The following is a 15,787-nucleotide window of genomic DNA, read 5'->3' on the forward strand; positions in this document are numbered from 1 at the left end:
ACGGGGGTGGCCGGCCAGGCGGCGGGTACGCGCGGCGGGGCCGGCGCGTCGATCAGCTGTCGCCGAGCCGGGCCAGCAGGTCGGCTTCCCGCCTCGGGTCGAGCCCGACCGGCGGCAGGTCGGCCCGCAGTGGTGCCGGGCCGTCGAGGCCGCGCAGCCAGGCCCAGGTGTCGGCGACCGTCTCGGCCACCGGCCGGCAGCGCAGGCCGGTGGCGACCGCCCGGGACACGTCACCACGGTGCAGCGCGTCGTACAGCTCACCCGGCGGCAACCAGACCGGCAGCTCCGTCCAGGGCGCGATGCCGGCGTCCGCGATGGTCTGCGGGTCGGCCCAGCGCAGCCGGGCGTCCGCCCCGGTGACCCGTACGCAGGTGTCCAGCAGCTCCCCCATCGTGGTGTGGCCGAGCGGGCTGACCACGTTGTACGGTCCGGACAGCCCGGCGGCGGCCGCGTCGAGCGCCCAGACGGCCAGGTCCCGGGCGTCGACGTACTGCAACGGCAGGTCACGCGGCCCGGGGGCGAGCACGTCACCGCCGCGCGCCATCCGGGTCAGCCACCACGGCAGCCGGCCGACGTCCTCGTACGGGCCGAGGATCAACCCGGCGCGGGCCAGCAGCGCACGGTCCCCGAAGGCATCGACGGCGGCCAGTTCACCGCCGCGTTTGGCCCGGGCGTAGTCGACGTCCGCGCCGTCGTCGGCGGACGCGTCGACCACCTCGGCGTCCTCGTCCGCGTCCGCCGGTGGCGCGAACACGTACACCGACCGGCTCGACACGTACGTGAGGTGGCCGACCCGGTCGCGCAGCAGCCGGGCCGCGTCGCGGACCGTCGACGGCGCCCCCGACCAGGTGTCGACGGCCAGGTCCCATTCCCCGGTACGCAGCCCGGCCAGACCGTCGGCGGCGCTCCGGTCGACGACGACCACCCGCGCGCCGGCGGGTGCCGGTCGACGGCCCCGGTGCGCCACGGTCACCGCCCAGCCACGGGCCAGCGCCGCCTCGACGACGCAGCGGCCCACGAACCCGGTGCCGCCCAACATCAGCAGTCGCATACCAGCCACTGTGCCCGCCGTCGGCACGCGGCGGAAGGCGTCACGCTCTCCGCGCAATCCCAGCGGGTTACTGTCGGGTAGTAGACGCCGTGCGTGACGAGGAGGATCATCGTGGATCGATACGTCCAACCCGTACCCGCGCCCGGGGACCCGTACCGCACTGACTGGCTGCTCGACGCCTGGCTGCGCCGTCACCTGTCGGCGGCCGAGCTGGCCGCCGCCGACACCCGGCTCACCGCCCTCGCCGCCGACGTCAACGGGCCGCTGCGGGCCGCGCACACCGACGCCGAAGCCCACCCGCCCCACCTGGTCCGTTACGGGCCGTGGGGTGAGCGCGTCGACCGGATCCGGACCGCCGACGGCTGGCGGCGGCTACGGGACGCCGCCGCCCGACACGCCCTGGTCGCCCTGCCCTACCAGGCGCCGACCCGCGCCACCTGGGGCGCGGCCACCCGGATCGTGCAGCACGCCCTGCTGCACCTGTACGCCCCCGAGTCGGCCACCTTCTCCTGCCCGGTCGCGATGGCCGACGGCGCGGCGGCCCTGCTGTCCCGGCCGGACGTCGACGCGGCCGTCCGCGACTCCTGGCTGCCCCGACTCACCAGCACCGACCCGGCCACGGCGGTGACCAGCGGACAGTGGATGACCGAGGCGCGGGGCGGCTCGGACCTGTCCGGGTCGACCACCACCGCCGACCCGGCCGGTGACGGCAGTTGGCGGCTCACCGGCGAGAAGTGGTTCTGCTCGGCGATCGACGCACCGGTCGCGGTGGCGTTGGCCCGGCCGGCCGGCGCCGGGCCGGGCAGCCGGCACCTCGCCCCGTTCCTGGTACCCCGCTACGCCGCCGACTCCCCGCTGGCCGACGCCGACGCCGACCCGGACGCGCCTGCCCCCGGGATACGGGTGCACCGACTCAAGGACAAGCTCGGCACCCGGGCGTTGCCGACCGCCGAGGTGGGGTTGCGTCAGGCGTACGCGCTGCCGCTGGGTGACCCGGCCCGACCCGGCCTGTCCAGGGCGATGACCCTGGTCGTGGTGACCCGGCTGCACAACGCGTCGGCGGCGGCCGGCGGCATGCGCCGGGGGCTGGCGTACGCGCACGCCTACGCCACCGCCCGGGACGTCGCCGGCGGTCGGCTCGTCGATTCGCCGGCGCACCGCGCCGTGCTCGGCACCCTGGCCGTCGACGCCGCCGGCGCGTTCGTCCTCGCCGGTGACGCGTTCGCCCTGCTGGGCCGGGTCGAGGTCGGTGGCGATCCGGCCTCGGCCGCGCTGCTGCGCCTGGTCGCCCCGATGGCCAAGCTCGCCACCGGCCGGTTGGCGGTCGCCGCCGCCAGCGAGTACGTCGAGTGTTTCGGCGGCGCCGGGTACGTGGAGGACACCGGTGTGCCCCGGCTGCTGCGCGACGCGCAGGTACTGCCGATCTGGGAGGGCACCACGACGGTGTTGGCCCTCGACGTACTGCGGGCGGTGGTCCGCGAGGACGCCGCGCCGCCGCTGCTGGCCCGGCTCGACCGGGCCGCCGACGCCGCCCGGGGCTTCGCCCCGTCGGTGGCCGACACCCTCGCCGAGACCGTCGGCGAACTACGGTCCGCCGTCGCGGCGGTCACCGTCGACCCGGGCGGGCCGGCGACGCTGGCCGCCGTACGGCCGTTGGCGCTGCGGATGGCGTACGCCCTGGCCGGCGCGCTGCTCGTCGAACAGGCCGTGGCCGGCGGGCAGGAGGCCGCCGAGGTCGCCGCCCGGTTGTGGGCCCGACGGTGGTTACGCCGCGACGACGTCTCGGTCGATGCCCACCAGCACCTGGAGCTGCTCAGCCGGCCGTGACGGCGGCGACGCGGGAGCGGCCGCGTTCCCGACTCGGTGACGCACGGCGTCGCGGAGATCACCAGAACGGAAAAGTGGTGTGTCGGCGGGCGCGCCGCCGCTGGTGGGTGCACGATCTTCACCATGGGTTCGTTGGAGGTAGGCCCCGGCGTCTGGGCCGTCACGATCGTGGTCATCGTCGGTCTGCTCGCCTTGGACCTGGCGGTGGCGGCCATCCGCCCGCACGCCGTCGGTTTCCGGGAGGCGACCGCCTGGTCGGTGTTCTACGTCGCGGTCGCGATCGTCTTCGGCCTGGTCTTCATGGCCTGGGCCGGCGGCACCTACGGCACCGAGTACTTCGCCGGCTACCTGGTGGAGAAGAGCCTGTCGGTCGACAACCTCTTCGTCTTCGTGATCATCATCAGCACGTTCGCCGTACCGGAGAAACACCAACACAAGGTGTTGACCTTCGGCATCATCGCGGCGCTGGTCATGCGGGCGATCTTCATCGCCGCCGGTGCCGCGCTGCTGAACCTGTTCTCGTTCATGTTCCTGGTCTTCGGCCTGCTGCTGATCTTCACCGCGATCCAACTGTTCCGCCACCGCGACGAGGATCCGCAGGTCGACGACAACGTCCTGGTCCGCGCCACCCGCCGGGTGCTGCCGGTGTCCACCGACTACGTCGACGGACGGCTGGTCACCCGGATCGACGGACGGCGGGTGGTCACCCCGCTGTTCATCGTCCTGATCGCGATCGGCAGCACCGATCTGCTGTTCGCCCTCGACTCGATCCCCGCCGTGTTCGGCATCACCCAGGAGCCGTACATCGTCTTCGTCGCCAACGCCTTCGCGCTGATCGGCCTGCGGGCGTTGTTCTTCCTCGTCAAGGGGCTGCTGGACCGTCTGGTCTACCTGTCCACCGGGTTGGCGTTGATCCTGGCCCTGATCGGCGTCAAGCTGATCCTGCACTGGGGGCACACCCTCGACGACCGGGTGCCCGAGGTGCAGACCCTGGTGTCGCTGGGCCTGATCGTGGTCATCCTGGCCGTGACGATCGTCGCCAGCCTGGTCAAGGTCCGCCGCGACCCGACCGCCCGCGCCCACGCGGGTTCGCTGCGCGCCCACGACGACCAGCGCGCCGACAACGGCTGACCGCGGGCGCCGCCGCCCGACGCCCCGCCGCCACGGCGGGGGCGCGGTGGTGGTCAGCCGCCGGCGGCGCGGGCGGCCCGCGCCGCCGCGATCCGGTAGGCCGGATCCCGGTCCAGGTTGTGCCGGTCCCGGTCGTAGCGGCGGGTGGTGCGCGGATCGGCGTGCCCCATCGCGTCCTGCACGTCCTCCAGCGGCACGCCTTCGGCGCGGGCCGTGGTGGCGAACGCGTGCCGCAGCGAGTGCGGCGACAACCGGTCCCAGGCCGGCAGCCCGGCGTCGCGGGCCAGCCGGCGGATCATCCGGAACACGGCGTGCCGGTCCAACCGGGCCCCGGTCGCGGTCACCAGCAGCGGGCCGGTGAGTTCCTCGACCGGCACCCGCTGGTCGCGGGCCCGTACCGCCAGGTAGTGATCGACGACGGCGGCGGTGTCCGGGGCCAACGCCCGCCGCCGCGCCCGGCCGCCCTTGCCGGTGAACCGCACGCTGCGGTGAGCGCGTTCGTGGCCGAGGTCGGCGACGTCGAGCGACACCAACTCGCCGACCCGCAGGCCGAGGTCGGCCAGCAGGGCGAGGACCGCGACCGTACGCGGCGCGCTCGGCTTACGGTCGGCGTGCGCGGCGGTGAACAACGCGTCGACCTGGTCCGGGGTCAGGCCGAGGGTGGCCGAGTGGTCCCGGTTGACCCGGGGCCGGTCGGCGTCGGTGACCGGATTGGCCGGCACCGCCCGCAGCCGCACCAGGAACGCGTACCAACTGGACAGCGCCGACAGCTTGCGGGCCACGGTGGCGGGGGTCAACAACCGGCCGGTACGCGGATCCACGCTGGCCTCCAACGCCCGGGCGAAGCCGTTGACGTCGAGGAACGTCGCCCGCAGTGGGTCGAGGTCCGCGCCGGAACACCAGGTGAGCCAGCCGGCGATGTCCCGCCGGTACGCGGCCCGGGTGTGTTCGGACAGCCGACGGTTACGCAGCCACGCCTCGGTGAAGTCGACGGGCGCGGCCGGTGTGAGGCCACGGGCGGAGGTACGGGCGACGACGCTGGGCGCGGTGCTGCGGCGCATCGCAGCAGGATGCCAAAGTGGTCGACCGAAACGCCGCCGAAACGCCGCGCGGAGATCAATTGCTCGTATCAGGTCATCGTCGTATCAGGTCTTGTGGTCTCAGGTCATCCGGACGACCTGACCGGTGACGTAGCGGGACTGATGGGCGGCGAGCAGGACGACCACCTCGGCGACGTCCTCGGGTCGGGCGACGCGACGCGGCGGGCTGGACCCGGCGAACGCCTCCGCGACCTCCGGGGTCACCCAGCCGGTGTCGGTGACCGGCGGGTGGACCGTGTTGGCGGTCACCCCGTACGGTCCGAGCTCGGCGGCGGCCGACAGGGTGTAGTTCTCCTGGGCCGCCTTGGCCGCACCGTAGGAGACCTCCTGCGGGAAGCCGTGCGGACCACCGGAGGTGAGTCCGATGATCCGACCCCAGGTGGCCTTGCGGGCCACGTGCCGGCGGGCGAACTCGGCGATCATCAGCGCCGGGGCGCGGGCGTCCACGGCGAACTGCCGGTCGACGGTGTGCGCGTCGACGGCCGTCAACGGGCGGCCGAACCGGTCTCGGCTGTCGGGGCGGAACGTGTCGGCGAACCAGCCGCTGGCGTTGTTGACCAGGATGTCGACCGGACCGAAGGAGGCGGCCGCCTCGTCGAACAGTCGGGCCGGCACGGCCGGATCGGCCAGGTCCGCCTCGACGGCGACGGCCTTGCCGCCGGCGGCGACGATCCGGTCGACGACGCTGTCCGCGCTCTGGGCGCGCAGCCGGCCGTACTGGGCGGGAAACGACGGGTCGTCGGTGCGGGCGGCCGGGTCCATCCGCAGGTACGTGGCGAGCACCGACACGCCCTGGGTGGCCAACGCGACCGCGATGGCGGCACCGATGCCCTGGTTGGCGCCGGTGACGACGGCGACGTGGCCGGTCAACCGGGGATCGATCATGGCCGGTCCGGCTCCTCGCGGTCGGGGTACGGTGCTGCCGGTCCAGGATGCCGCCTCGGCGGCACCGCCGCGACCCGTTTACCGGCTTTGTCCCCGCTCGCCACGGCTGCCCGCGCGCCCCGTGTGTGCGTCCCCCCGCCGGGCGGGGGGACGCACACACGGGGTTCTCTCAGTTGGCGAGCTGCCGGCGGCCGGTGTCTGCGACGCTGATCGAGACCCGGCGCGGCTTGGCCCGCTCGGCCACCGGGATCCGCAGGGTCAGCACGCCGGCCTCGTAGCCGGCTTCCAGCTTGTCGGTGTCGAGGGTGTCGCCGAGGAACAGCTGACGGGTGAAGGTGCCCATCGGGCGCTCGGCGGCGACCAGTTCGACCGTGTCGCCGGTGGGACGCTTGCGCTCGGCGCGGACGGTCAGCACGTTGCGTTCCACCGTGCACTCGATGCTGTCCGGGTCGACGCCGGGCAGGTCGAACGCCGCGTAGAACCAGTCACCGTCACGGTAGGCGTCCATGTGCATCACGGCCGGACGCGCGGTGGTGCCGAAGAACTGCTCGGCGATCCGGTCGATCTCACGGAACGGGTCGGTGCGCATCAACATCGTCGGACCTCCTCACGGGTGCGAGCTCGCTCGCGGTTGTACCTTCTCGCGATCTAAGTTGAGCCTGTCGGACTCAACTTAGATATAGCTATAGCGCGCAACTCCGCCGGGCGTCAAGTTGTCCCGTACCCGGGACAAACCTGTCGACTCCGCACCCCGGCCGGCGGCAGGATCACCCGCGTGCCCACCGACCACGACGACACCGCCCGGCAGGCGTACCCCGGCGGAGACGCCGCCACGGAACAGCCACTGACCGGCGGGAACGTCGCCGCCGCCGTGGTCCGCGTCGGCGACACCGTACGCCGTCCCGCCGGTGAGTGGACCCCGGCCGTGCACGCCTACCTCACCCACCTGCACGACGTCGGCTTCGACGGCGCGCCCCGCCCGTTGGGCATCGACGACGCCGGCCGCGAGGTGCTGACCTACGTACCGGGGACGGTGCCCTGGCCGGACCGGTTCGACCTGCTCGGCTCCGACGCCGCGGTGCGCCGGGTCGGTCGACTTCTCCGGGACCTGCACGACGCGGCGGCCGGCTTCACCCCGCCGCCGAACGCCCGGTGGCGGCGGCTCGTCCCACCCGACGGCACCGACCTGGTCGTCCACCACGACCCGGCCGCGTGGAACCTGGTCGTCGGCGACCGGTGGGCGTTCATCGACTGGGACACCGCCGCCCCCGGCACCCGGCTGTGGGACCTGGCGTACACGGCCAAGAGCGTCGTCCCGCTGACCGCCGACCCGGCCTGGCAGCCGACCGACCCCGGTCGGCGACTACGCGTCCTGGCCGACGGGTACGGGCTCGACGAGCGGCAGCGTCGGGCACTGGTCCCGCTGCTGACCCGCCGAGCCCGGTCAATGTACGAGTTCCTCGCCGCGCGGGCCGCCGTCGGCGCGGCACCGTGGACCCGGCTGTGGCGCGAAGGCCACGGCGCCGTCTGGCGCGACGACGCCGCCTACATCCGGGCCCGCGAACACCGCTGGGCCGGCGCACTACTCGGCTGACGTCTCGACCCGCTGCTCCAACCGCCGCAGCCGGGCGAGGACCGGCACCAGCTCGCGGCGGACCAGGGCCGTGACCGCGGCCAGGGCGTCCGCCCCAGCCGGCGGGACACCCGCGCTAGGCCCGGCGGCGACCGCGCCGTCGTCGTCGGACCCGCCGGCGGTCTGGGCGCGCAGGTGCGCGTAGCCGACGAGGGCCGCCGCGACCGCCCGGCGGGTCGCCCGCAGGTCGGCACCGGATTCCCGCAGCACCCGACCGGCGGTACCGTCCGGCTCGGCGACCAGTCCGAGCAGCAGGTGTTCGCAGCCGACGTAGTTGTGCCCGAGCGCGGTCGCCTCGGTGACGGCCAGTTCCAGCGCGCCTGCCCCGGTGGCCGACCACCGCGTCGCCGCGTCCACCGGCGCCTCGTCCCCGGTCACGCTGTCCGTCGCCATCCGGGCCGCCAGTGCGGCCGGCGACACGTCGAGCGTCCGTAGCACCCGTACGCCCAGGTTGTCGCCCTCGTCGAGCAGCGCCGCCAGCAGACGCCCGGTCCCGACCTCGGCCGCGCCGGCGGTCCGGGCCTGGTCCCGGGCCCGCAGCAGCACGTCGCGCAGCCGGGCGGTCAGATTCGGCAGTGATGCCGCCAACCGCTCGGCGTCGAGGTCGGCCAGGGGGATCGCCCGGACCGCGGTGACCCGCCGGACGGCCTGTTCGAGCGCCTGCTGACAGACCGCCGACACCGGGATTCCGGTGTCGCGTACCGCGTCGGCGAGGTCATCGGGCAGGTAGACGTTGATCTTGGGCATGGCGGGATCGCCTCTTCTCCGGGTCGGAGCCATCAGCACTCCCGAAAGCATAACCCCGAAGGGGTTACTGATGGGGTTATATTTTCGGTACCGAGTCGGGTCAGCCGACCTGACCGGAACGGTCGTCGACCGGGGCGACCGACCGACCCGCGCCGCGCGTACTGCGCAGACTCCACACGATCGACACGGTGATCGTGACGACGATGACGCCCAAAGTCACCGGGATCGGCAGCTTGCCGACCGGCGTCTCCGACAGGATCAGCTTCACCCCGGCGAAGGCGAGCAGGACGGCCAGGCCGTAGTGCAGGTGCACGAAGCGGCGCAGTAGCCCGGCGAGGCAGAAGTAGAGGCTGCGCAGGCCGAGGATGGCGAAGGCGTTGGCGGTCCAGACGATGAACGTGTCGGTGGTGATCGCCAGGATCGCCGCCACCGAGTCGATGGCGAAGATCAGGTCGGTGGCCTCGACCGCGACGAGGACCACGAACAGCAGGGTGGCGACGCGTTTGCCGTTGACCCGGGTGAGGAATTCGTCGCCGTGGTACGCCGGGTCGGTCGGAATGACCCGACGCACGAGGCGGACGACGGGGTTACGGTCCGGTGGGGTCTGCTCGCTGTGGCGGAACGCCATCGTGTAGCCGGTGTAGATGAGGAACGCGCCGAACAGGTACGCCGTCCAGAAGAACGTCTCGAGCAGTTCGGCGCCGACGAAGATGAACACGAGCCGGAACACCAAGGCCCCGATGACCCCCCAGAACAGCACCTTGTGCTGGTAGGCGGCCGGCACCGCGAAGTACGTGAAGATCAAGGCGAAAACGAAGACGTTGTCCACCGACAGCGCCTTCTCGATCAGGTACCCGGCGTAGTAGGTGCCGGCGACGTCGCCGCCCTGCCACACCCACAGCAGCACCCCGAACAGCAGACCGGCGACGATCCAGATCCCCGACCAGGTCAGGGCCTCACGGAACTCGATGACATGGTTGTCGCGGTGCAGGTAGAGGTCGATCGCCAACATCGCGGCGACCCCGACCATGACGGCGGCCCACACCCACCAGGAAACAGTCAACGCAGGACCTTTCGGCCGGCCGTACCCGCTACCCGGGTCGGCGCCACTGGTCGACGGTCTCCCCGGGGCACCGCCCACCGGGCGGTGACCGCGCCACCGGGGTCCGGATCCGCCGGACCCGTACTGACGACAGCGCGTCTGATGCCGGGTACTCCCCCTCGAACTACGTTTCACTATTCACGAAGAGTCGTTCGCCTGTCAAGCGCCGGGCGGGTCGGCCGCCGCCCGGTCCCGCAGGTAGGCGTCCAATTCGGCCGCCCCGGCCAGCATCGCCCGGCCCCGCGCCGACAACCGGTCGCGCCACCCCCGCAGCGTCGACTCCAACGGGGCGACCCCGCAGGCGGAACGATCCTGGGTGATCAACGGGGCGATCTGCGCCAGCAGATGACCGCCCCGACGCAACTGATGCACCAGCAGCACGTCCCGCACGTCGTGCGCGTCGTACACGCGGTACCCGGTCCGCCGGTCCCGGCGCGGTCTCACCAGCCCGGCCCGACACTTCGTCGGCGAGCTCGGCGAACTGCGCAACGAGATCTTCCGTCACCTGGTCACCCACGAGGGCTACTGCCCTGCACCCGCGAGACCCTCGACGCGCTACTCGGAGCCGACGACCGCTGGTCGGACGAGGCCACCGTCCGGGACCCGGGCCGGTCGATCGGCCGTACCGCCGACGCCCGCCGGCTCCGGCTGATCACCGACGACCTGCTGGCACTGCTCGACACCCAACTGCCGCGGCTGGACCCCGCGCACCGCGAAAGGCACAGCTGTACGGGCGTACCGCCGCCGGTCTGCCGCGCTACCACCACGCGATGGCCGAGCCGTCCCCGGCCCGACTGTCCCGACTGGCCGGACTCCGCGATGCCATGATGGCCGCCCGACCGGACGTCGGTTGACGGTCACCGCCGGCGGGCCAGGACCAGGACCCGCCGAGAGTGGGCGACGAACACCCCGTCGGTGACGATCCGCCGGTGCAGCGCCGCCAACTCGTCCCGGTAACGCTCGACGGTGAACCCCGGCACCGTCCACACGACCTTCCGCAGGAACACGACCACCGCGGCGACGTCGAAGAACTCCATCCGCGGCGACTCCATCCGCAGGTCCACCACGTCCAACCCGGCCGCCGTCGCGGCGGCGCGGATCCGGTCCGGACGCTGATCGCGGCGCGGCCGCACCGACACCCCCAACGCCGCCCGCAGCTCCCCGACCGAGTTTGGACCGATCTGCTGCGACAGGTACGTTCCGCCGCGCTCCAGCACCCGCGCCACCTCGGGCCAGCGCACCACCGTCGGATGCCGGCTCACCACCAGGTCGAACACGCCGTCCCGAAACGGCAGCCCCGCGTCCTCGGCGGCGCGCACGACAGCCGCGCCCAGCGGTCTGAGCCGCTCGCGGGCCAGCGCCACGTTCGGCGGCCACCCCTCGGTGGCCACCAGCACCGGCGGCGGCGACGCCACCGTGGCCAGCACCTCCCCGCCTCCGGTCTGCAGGTCGACCGCCCGGCGGGCGGTGGCCATCGACGCGCTCAACAGACCGGAGTAGCCCCACGACGGGCGCCGCTCGGTCGCCCGGCCGGCGAACCACGAGAAGTCCCAGCCGGCCACCGGCACCGCCGACCCTTCCGCCACGAGCTCGTCGAAGGTGGTCACATCGGCGATTCTGGCCGTACGCCGGCCGGCGGGTCCACCACGTTCCGGCCGGCCGCCGTACGGCGGGCCTCTCCCCGGATGCCAGCGGGTGTTCGCTTACCGGACAGCTCCACGCAGCACGGCGGAAAGACTGACATCGATCTAATGATGCGCATGAGTGAACCTCATCGCCACCACTGCCACCACCACGGACACGACGACCACGAATCGGACCGGATCCCGTACGGGCAGGTCGGCCTCGCCGCCCACACCGTCGGCGGTGTCGGACGTCGGTCGATGCTCGCCGCCGCCGGCGGCATGTTGATGCTCGCCGCGGTCCCCGGCACCGCGCGGGCCGCCACCGCCATCACCGCCGGCGCGCCGGCGGTGACCGCCCCCGGCGCCTCCCGGGCGTCGCGGATCAGCCAGGGAACCACGCTGGTCCACGCCGACCTGCACAACCACACCGTCATGTCCGACGGGGACGGCAGCGCCGACCAGGCGTTCGCCTCGATGCGCGAGGCCGGTCTCGACGTCGCCGCGCTCACCGACCACGCGACGATGTTCGCCATCAGCGGGCTCAGCCAGTCGGAGTGGCGGACCACCGGTGAGCTCGCCAACGCGGCCGACGACCCCGGCCGGTTCACCGCGATCCGCGGTTTCGAGTGGTCGCACCCGCTCCAGGGTCACATCAACGTGTGGAACACTTCCGACTTCGCCGACCTGCTGCGCGCCGGCAGCCCCGGCAGCCTCTACCGGTGGCTGACCGGACGGCCGGGCGGGCTGGCCAGCTTCAACCACCCCGGCCGGGAGATCGGCCGGTTCGACGACTTCTCCTACGACGCGGCGGCCCGCCCGCAGCTCGTCGGCCTGGAGATGTTCAACCGGACCGACGACTACCTGTTCGAAGGCTGGTCGTCCCGGACGACCTCGCCGCTGGTGGCCTGCCTCAACGCCGGCTGGCGGCCCGGCCTGACCGGGGTCACCGACGAACACGGCACCACCTGGGGCTTCCACGAGGGCAAAGGTCGCAGCGGCCTGTGGGTCACCGAGAACACCCGTACGGCGGTGTTCGAGGCGATGGCCGCCCGCCGCTGCTTCGCCACCCGCGTCTCCGGCCTGCGGCTCGACGCGACCGCCAACGGCGTACGGATGGGCGGCGTCATCAGCCTGACCTCCGGTGACGTCCGGTTCCGGGTGGACCTGGACCGGGGCGCGGTCTGGGACGGCAAGCCGCTACGCGTACAGGTGCTACGGCCCGGTACGTCGGTGCCGACCGTCGTCGACGTGGTCGACACCGTCGCCGGGTCGGTCGCCGATTTCACCGTGCCGCTCGACGTCGCCGACGGCGACTGGGTCGTGCTGCGGATCTCCGACCCGGAGCTGGCCAACCCGACGCCGGGACCGGCCGGGCATCCGTGCAACGACTTCGGCGTCGCCTACAGCAGCCCCTGGTGGCTGCGGCCCTGAGCCGTCGCCGCGGGTCGTCACCGGTGCGACCCGCCCGACCCCGTCCGGCGCCCCGGGACGAGCTCTCGGCGCCGGACGGGGTCGGGCGTCATCCGGCACGCCGCGCGTGAGCGTCCAGGTATGCCCGTACCTCGTCCAGCAGGGCCGGGTTCTCTCCGACCGCCCACGTCACCAGGTTGCAGCGGTGGCAGAGCAACTGACGGACGACGCCGCTGCGGTGGTCGTGATCCACCGCCAAGCGCCGTGGTGTCCCACCGCGTCCGCGTGCGGTCTCGAGCTGGCCGCAGATCGCGCACCGCCCCTTCTGGTCGGCCAGCATCTGCTCGTACTGCGCGGACGTGAGGTTGTACTTTTCGCGCAGCACCTGCGCGTGAGAGACGCGGTCACCGTCTCCGGCCGCGTAGCGAGCGCGCTTGTCCGTCAGGATGCAGGCCTTGCACGGTCTGCGGGGCAACGTCGAGTGCGGCTGGTCGTAGAAGGCGACACGGGGCTTTGTCTCCCCGCATTTCCTGCAGAACACCTCGTCAGGACCCATCACTACACCATAGTGGTCGTGTGTTGTAACCGCATAACTGTCATGGTGTTGTCATGTCGCCACACGACGCCGGCGGGCACTAATTATCGGATTGCCGATAACGGCAATCCGATAATTAGTGGAGGGGTTGGACCGGGAACCCGCGAAAGGCGACCGGCCGGGTCCGTACCTGCCGCGGCGTACCCGGGCGGCCTGACCCGGCGCGGCAGAGCCGTCGTGCGGGGCACCGCCGCGGCCGGCCGGATCAGGCCGACAACTACACTTCGGCGGCGATGGACACCCCACCGCCGGACACCGAGACCACCAGCCGGCCCTGCGCGCACTGCGGCGCACCCGTACCGCAACGGGCCGCCGCCGGCCGACCCTTCCGGTACTGCCGCGACAACGACGGGGCCTGCCAACGCGCCTCGCGCGCCAACCGGATGCGCCGCCGCGACGCGCCGGGCCTGGCCGGACAGGTCGCCCGTAGTTGGGAACTGGTCGACCGACTCGACCAAATGGTCGGCACCCTGACCGAGACGCTGCACGCCGAGCTGTCCCCCGCCGGAGTGGAACGACAGATCGCGCAGATCCGCGCCGAGGCCGCCACGGTCTGCGCAGCCGCCCACGCCGAACGCGACGACGCCCGCCGCGCCGCCGACACGGCCGCCGACGCCGCCGCCCGGGCCCGACAGGCCGCCGACACCGCCGACCAGGCCGCCACGGCGGCCCACGCCCACGCCGCCACGGCCACCACCGAAGCGGAACAGGCAAGACACGCCCTGGCTGCCGCGAACACCGCCCGCGACGAGGCTCGCCGCCAGGCCACCGCCGACGCCGCACTACGCCGGCAGTCCGACGCCGATCGCGACGCCGCCCGCGACGAGCTGCGCACCGCCCGCGCCAGACACGACGCCGACCAGCGCACCATCGACACCCTCACCCGAGAACGGGACACCGCCCGCGACGCCGCCGACCGCGCGACCCGGGCCGCCGCCGACACCGCCGCCCACATCGACCAGCTGCGGGCCGAGATCCAGCGGTCCGGCGAGCAGACCCGACGCGACCGCGCCGACCTCGACCGGGTCCGCGCCGACGCCGCCCACTGGCAGCGGCAGGCGCGCCAGGCAGCGCGGGATCGCGACACCGCGCTCGCGGACGTCACCGCCGCCCGGGCCGCCGCCGAACAAGCCCGGCGTCAGCTCGCCGACAGCGAAAGCCGCGCCGCCGAGCTCGCGGACCGCCTCGCCACCGCGCACACCCAACGCGACAACGCGCAAGCCCGGTCCGACGAACTGCTGCGCCAGGTCACCGACCTCGCGGCGACACTCGCCGCGCTGAGCTCGTCACGCCAGCCAGCGGGTGGCGAGCGGACGGCGAGCGGGACGGCCGACTCGACCCGGCAACCTGATACCACCCTCGGCCCACCTTCAGGCGGTGACCCACATCGCACGTGACCGGCGGACGGTGTGGGAAACTCTGTTAACGGGATGTTTCATCAGGCGTGGCGGAGGTGCCACCGGACCGAGACACGGCCGGGCACGCGCCAGGGCCGGATACGCTCGCACGGGCACGTCCCGCCGGCCACGCCACGAAGTTAGGCGGCGGGAATCGCCTGACCTGGACACATCGTTACACCAGAAGACCAGCACCACGACCGAGGGGATAGCCGATCATGGGCGAGCGCATGCTGCGCGGAAGCCGTCTGGGAGCAGTCAGCTACGAGTCCGACCGCAACACGGAGCTCGCGCCACGCCAGACCCGCGAGTACCTCTGCGCCAAAGGCCACCAGTTCGAGGTGCCGTTCGCTGTCGACGCGGAGGTCCCGGTGACCTGGGAATGCAAGTTCGACGGCAGTGTCGCCCGGCTGGTCGACGGCAGCGAACCCGAACAGAAGAAGGCCAAGCCGCCACGTACGCACTGGGACATGCTGCTGGAGCGTCGGTCCATCGCCGAACTCGAAGACATCCTGGCCGAGCGGCTCCAGGAAGTCCGTAACCGGCGCGGCGGCGTCTGACCGACCCGCACCGAGCAAGCGATGCCTCCCGTCCGCCGGCCACCCGGCGGACGGGAGGCATCGCCGTCAGGACCCCCGAGACGCCGGTCAGGACCGACCGGACGAACGCCCGTCAGGACCGACACCTGACCTTGTGGCCGGAAACGTTGGCGTCACCGGCCGGCGACCCTCAGCGCCGACCCGGATCAATGATCTCGCCCTCGACGGTGGGACCCGGATCAGCCGGCGACGACGGACCATCGGCGGCACCCGCCGGAGACGGCCCCGACGGCGTACCCGGATAGACTCGCACCCGACGGGGCCCGAACATGTCACCAGCCGCCGCCGACGACAGCCGCCGTTCCGCCGCCACCTGAATCCGGCGGCGGACCAGACGCCGCACCGGCGGCACCGCGAGCACCGTGCCGAACGCCCCACTGACCAGACCGGGCGCCGCCAGCAACAGTCCCGCCGCCAACCCCAGCAGCCCGTCACTGACCTGCTCACCAGGAGGCTGGCCGGCCTGGGCCGCCGCCCGGAAGCTCCGCCAGGCCCGCGTCCCCTCCCGCCGCAGCAACACCATGCCGGCCACCGACGCCACCAACGTCAACAGCAACGCCCACAGATAGCCGATCCACTGCGCCAGCAGCACGAAGACGACGATCTCCAGCACCAGACCGGCGGCCAACGCCACCGGAACCACCTTCAACCCTCGGCGCATGTCACCTCCCGCGCGATCCGGTCA

At 72.9% G+C, this 15,787-nt stretch carries 17 protein-coding genes; 6 read left to right on the forward strand and 11 right to left on the reverse strand.

The genetic code is table 11. From position 1 onward, the window contains the following. Positions 1 to 52: 52 nt before the first annotated feature. Complete coding sequence (locus tag O7632_RS19040; RefSeq protein WP_278116137.1) at positions 53 to 1,051, reverse strand: NAD-dependent epimerase/dehydratase family protein; 999 nt, start codon at positions 1,049 to 1,051, stop codon at positions 53 to 55. A 111-nt stretch (positions 1,052 to 1,162) separates the two neighbouring features. Between O7632_RS19040 and O7632_RS19045 the strand changes: the two genes are divergently transcribed. Further along, the gene (locus O7632_RS19045) at positions 1,163 to 2,878 is read left to right on the forward strand and encodes an acyl-CoA dehydrogenase family protein (protein ID WP_278116139.1); all 1,716 of its coding nucleotides are present in this window, start codon (positions 1,163 to 1,165) and stop codon (positions 2,876 to 2,878) included. Positions 2,879 to 3,001: 123 nt separating this feature from the next. Then, positions 3,002 to 4,009: a TerC family protein gene (locus O7632_RS19050; RefSeq protein WP_278116140.1), complete on the forward strand. Its 1,008-nt coding sequence runs from the start codon at positions 3,002 to 3,004 to the stop codon at positions 4,007 to 4,009. Positions 4,010 to 4,062: 53 nt separating this feature from the next. Here O7632_RS19050 and O7632_RS19055 read toward each other — a convergent pair whose 3' ends face one another. The 3 genes from O7632_RS19055 to O7632_RS19065 form a co-directional block, all read right to left on the reverse strand. Beyond that, the gene (locus O7632_RS19055) at positions 4,063 to 5,070 is read right to left on the reverse strand and encodes a tyrosine-type recombinase/integrase (RefSeq protein WP_278116142.1); all 1,008 of its coding nucleotides are present in this window, start codon (positions 5,068 to 5,070) and stop codon (positions 4,063 to 4,065) included. Positions 5,071 to 5,169: 99 nt separating this feature from the next. Further along, entirely contained in the window at positions 5,170 to 5,994 is an 825-nt protein-coding gene (locus O7632_RS19060) for an SDR family oxidoreductase (RefSeq protein WP_278116144.1), read from the reverse strand. 169 nt (positions 5,995 to 6,163) lie between these two features. After that, complete coding sequence (locus O7632_RS19065; protein ID WP_278116147.1) at positions 6,164 to 6,589, reverse strand: Hsp20/alpha crystallin family protein; 426 nt, start codon at positions 6,587 to 6,589, stop codon at positions 6,164 to 6,166. 180 nt (positions 6,590 to 6,769) lie between these two features. Between O7632_RS19065 and O7632_RS19070 the strand changes: the two genes are divergently transcribed. Continuing rightward, positions 6,770 to 7,588 carry an aminoglycoside phosphotransferase family protein gene (locus O7632_RS19070; protein ID WP_278116148.1) on the forward strand — a complete coding sequence of 273 codons (819 nt, stop codon included), beginning with the start codon at positions 6,770 to 6,772 and terminating at the stop codon, positions 7,586 to 7,588. On the opposite strand, the gene O7632_RS19075 is transcribed toward O7632_RS19070, so the two are convergent. The 5 genes from O7632_RS19075 to O7632_RS19095 form a co-directional block, all read right to left on the reverse strand. Then, positions 7,577 to 8,374, reverse strand: coding sequence for a Clp protease N-terminal domain-containing protein (locus O7632_RS19075; RefSeq protein ID WP_278116150.1), 798 nt, complete (start codon positions 8,372 to 8,374; stop codon positions 7,577 to 7,579). The genes O7632_RS19070 and O7632_RS19075 overlap by 12 nt on opposite strands. A 100-nt stretch (positions 8,375 to 8,474) precedes the next feature. Beyond that, positions 8,475 to 9,437 carry a TerC family protein gene (locus O7632_RS19080; RefSeq protein WP_278116152.1) on the reverse strand — a complete coding sequence of 321 codons (963 nt, stop codon included), beginning with the start codon at positions 9,435 to 9,437 and terminating at the stop codon, positions 8,475 to 8,477. 198 nt (positions 9,438 to 9,635) lie between these two features. Continuing rightward, a complete protein-coding gene (locus O7632_RS19085; RefSeq protein WP_278116155.1) occupies positions 9,636 to 9,920 on the reverse strand; it encodes a MerR family transcriptional regulator in 285 nt (94 codons plus the stop codon). Positions 9,921 to 10,333: 413 nt separating this feature from the next. Beyond that, a complete protein-coding gene (locus O7632_RS19090) occupies positions 10,334 to 11,083 on the reverse strand; it encodes a methyltransferase domain-containing protein (protein ID WP_278116156.1) in 750 nt (249 codons plus the stop codon). Further along, positions 11,080 to 11,220 (reverse strand): hypothetical protein, encoded by a 141-nt coding sequence (locus tag O7632_RS19095; RefSeq protein WP_278116158.1) that lies wholly within the window; start codon positions 11,218 to 11,220, stop codon positions 11,080 to 11,082. Before O7632_RS19095 ends, O7632_RS19090 begins: the two co-directional genes overlap by 4 nt. 16 nt (positions 11,221 to 11,236) lie before the next feature. Here O7632_RS19095 and O7632_RS19100 point away from each other — a divergent pair, with 16 nt between their 5' ends. After that, entirely contained in the window at positions 11,237 to 12,532 is a 1,296-nt protein-coding gene (locus tag O7632_RS19100; RefSeq protein WP_278116159.1) for a CehA/McbA family metallohydrolase, read from the forward strand. 88 nt (positions 12,533 to 12,620) lie between these two features. Here the strand turns inward: O7632_RS19100 and O7632_RS19105 are convergent, their stop codons facing one another. Continuing rightward, complete coding sequence (locus O7632_RS19105; RefSeq protein WP_278116162.1) at positions 12,621 to 13,067, reverse strand: endonuclease domain-containing protein; 447 nt, start codon at positions 13,065 to 13,067, stop codon at positions 12,621 to 12,623. Positions 13,068 to 13,339: 272 nt separating this feature from the next. Here O7632_RS19105 and O7632_RS19110 point away from each other — a divergent pair, with 272 nt between their 5' ends. Next, positions 13,340 to 14,503, forward strand: a complete 1,164-nt coding sequence (locus O7632_RS19110) for a hypothetical protein (RefSeq protein ID WP_278116163.1) — start codon at positions 13,340 to 13,342, stop codon at positions 14,501 to 14,503. Between the two features lie 218 nt (positions 14,504 to 14,721). Continuing rightward, entirely contained in the window at positions 14,722 to 15,063 is a 342-nt protein-coding gene (locus O7632_RS19115; protein WP_123601539.1) for an RNA polymerase-binding protein RbpA, read from the forward strand. Between the two features lie 169 nt (positions 15,064 to 15,232). On the opposite strand, the gene O7632_RS19120 is transcribed toward O7632_RS19115, so the two are convergent. Continuing rightward, positions 15,233 to 15,763 carry an FxsA family protein gene (locus tag O7632_RS19120; RefSeq protein ID WP_278116165.1) on the reverse strand — a complete coding sequence of 177 codons (531 nt, stop codon included), beginning with the start codon at positions 15,761 to 15,763 and terminating at the stop codon, positions 15,233 to 15,235. Positions 15,764 to 15,787: the final 24 nt, after the last annotated feature.

Origin of the sequence: Solwaraspora sp. WMMD406, assembly GCF_029626025.1 — a bacterium.
In the GTDB taxonomy this organism is placed as follows: Bacteria; Actinomycetota; Actinomycetes; order Mycobacteriales; family Micromonosporaceae; genus Micromonospora_E.

Coding starts and splice junctions, on each gene's coding strand:
- O7632_RS19040 (WP_278116137.1), bottom strand. CDS start 1,051: ATGCGACTGCTGATGTTGGGCGGCACCGGGTTCGTGGGCCGCTGCGTC.
- O7632_RS19050 (WP_278116140.1), top strand. CDS start 3,002: ATGGGTTCGTTGGAGGTAGGCCCCGGCGTCTGGGCCGTCACGATCGTG.
- O7632_RS19055 (WP_278116142.1), bottom strand. CDS start 5,070: ATGCGCCGCAGCACCGCGCCCAGCGTCGTCGCCCGTACCTCCGCCCGT.
- O7632_RS19060 (WP_278116144.1), bottom strand. CDS start 5,994: ATGATCGATCCCCGGTTGACCGGCCACGTCGCCGTCGTCACCGGCGCC.
- O7632_RS19065 (WP_278116147.1), bottom strand. CDS start 6,589: ATGTTGATGCGCACCGACCCGTTCCGTGAGATCGACCGGATCGCCGAG.
- O7632_RS19075 (WP_278116150.1), bottom strand. CDS start 8,374: ATGCCCAAGATCAACGTCTACCTGCCCGATGACCTCGCCGACGCGGTA.
- O7632_RS19095 (WP_278116158.1), bottom strand. CDS start 11,220: ATGTCAGTCTTTCCGCCGTGCTGCGTGGAGCTGTCCGGTAAGCGAACA.
- O7632_RS19100 (WP_278116159.1), top strand. CDS start 11,237: ATGAGTGAACCTCATCGCCACCACTGCCACCACCACGGACACGACGAC.
- O7632_RS19105 (WP_278116162.1), bottom strand. CDS start 13,067: ATGGGTCCTGACGAGGTGTTCTGCAGGAAATGCGGGGAGACAAAGCCC.
- O7632_RS19110 (WP_278116163.1), top strand. CDS start 13,340: ATGGACACCCCACCGCCGGACACCGAGACCACCAGCCGGCCCTGCGCG.
- O7632_RS19115 (WP_123601539.1), top strand. CDS start 14,722: ATGGGCGAGCGCATGCTGCGCGGAAGCCGTCTGGGAGCAGTCAGCTAC.
- O7632_RS19120 (WP_278116165.1), bottom strand. CDS start 15,763: ATGCGCCGAGGGTTGAAGGTGGTTCCGGTGGCGTTGGCCGCCGGTCTG.